Below are 1,273 nucleotides of genomic sequence, written 5' to 3'. Positions count from 1 at the left end.
CAGAGAGGACCGCAGCTGCTGTGCCGGCCGCCGTCGTCGGATCGACATAGGAGAGCGCGGACTGGCCAGCCGGCACATTTGCGGCGATGCCGAGAAGCCGCGTCGTTTCGCGGAGCGCGGCGATCAGCGCGACCGCGACGCTGCCAGTTACGACGCTCCAACCCACAGCCTTGATGTTCACCGCACCGTTCGCCGCAAACAGGAACATCACGCCCGCGCCGGCGGCGATCGCATAGGGAAGCGCCAGACCGATGCGACCGAGCATCAGCTTCGCCTGCGCCGTCTTGCCGAAACCTGCGAGCCACTGCTCGATACCGGGAACAAGGATGGTTACTGCAATCATGATCGCCGCGGGCAGGATGGTGAGCAACAGCTTATTCAGGGTCATGGCCGAACGCCTCCGCGCCAATCGCAAGCAGGCGCTCGCGCTCTTTCTCGTCGCCGCGAATGCGCGCCGTCGCATCGATCAGCAGACCGAGCAGCAGGGCCCGTTTCTCGTAACGCAAGCCTGCTTTGACGATCAGGCCGCCGAGCTCGATTTTTTCCCGCGCGTCTTTCTTTCGCGCATCTGACGTCCTCACCTTCGCCATCCGCTCAAGCCTCGCCAGCGCTGCTCTGAGCCGCGCCAGTCTCGTCCTTCGTGGCCGACGCGCCACCGGAACTGCCGTCCCCGACACTTCTCTTTCCGGTCGCAACCCCTTTGCCTCCGCGAAACCGCTGAGCAACCTGCTCGAACGCCGCCTGTAGCTCGGCCTCGTCGATCTCGATCTCGCCCAGGCCCGCCCTTAGTGCGACACGACCGATCCGTTCGGCCTCTCGCGTCTCGGCGGCTTTCAACTGTTCCTGCAGTCGGGCGATTTCTTCCCTGATCTTCGATGATGGCTTCTTCATTCCGGATGTCGCTCCTTGGCCGTTCTGGTGGTGCGTCTTGAGCACCAGACTCCCCCTAACGGGCCGTCAGGCCAAGGTGCAGATCTGCATGTCGGCAAAGCCGACGCCTTCGGGCATGATCCCGCCGCTCGATGAGAGCGGATCCAAGGGCGCAATTATACGTCGCTGTCGCGACGGGCTGTTTGCCACCCCGGCGGGGCCGCTTCTTATGAGAGAACGAGGTTTGAACCGGGAGTTTCTCGCACCGTGGCCATTGCCCATTTCTCCGTCAGCATCGTCGGCCGCGGCGAAGGCCGCAGCGCCGTCATGTCGGCGGCCTATCGGCATTGCGCCAGGATGGACTACGAACGCGAGGCCCGCACGATCGACTACACCCGCCAAG

The 1,273-nt window shown here is 64.1% G+C and carries 2 protein-coding genes and 1 pseudogene; all 3 read right to left on the bottom strand.

Annotated features, from left to right (window positions below):
* Positions 1-388 (bottom strand): annotated as a pseudogene (locus RCCGE510_RS32270) (conjugal transfer protein TraG); the annotation flags it as partial.
* A complete protein-coding gene (locus RCCGE510_RS34360; protein WP_007637595.1) occupies positions 375-590 on the bottom strand; it encodes a type IV conjugative transfer system coupling protein TraD in 216 nt (71 codons plus the stop codon). The pseudogene RCCGE510_RS32270 and the gene RCCGE510_RS34360, both read right to left, overlap by 14 nt.
* A 4-nt stretch (positions 591-594) precedes the next feature.
* Positions 595-891: a conjugal transfer protein TraC gene (gene traC, locus RCCGE510_RS32260; protein WP_007637593.1), complete on the bottom strand. Its 297-nt coding sequence runs from the start codon at positions 889-891 to the stop codon at positions 595-597.
* Positions 892-1,273: the final 382 nt, after the last annotated feature.

The organism is Rhizobium sp. CCGE 510, assembly GCF_000292525.1.
Taxonomy (GTDB): domain Bacteria; phylum Pseudomonadota; class Alphaproteobacteria; order Rhizobiales; family Rhizobiaceae; genus Rhizobium.
This window is presented reverse-complemented; position numbering and strand designations above follow the sequence as displayed.

What these genes read in the sequence shown, in the direction of transcription:
- RCCGE510_RS34360 (WP_007637595.1), bottom strand. Translation starts at nt 590, where the DNA reads ATGGCGAAGGTGAGGACGTCAGATGCGCGAAAGAAAGACGCGCGGGAA.
- traC (WP_007637593.1), bottom strand. Translation starts at nt 891, where the DNA reads ATGAAGAAGCCATCATCGAAGATCAGGGAAGAAATCGCCCGACTGCAG.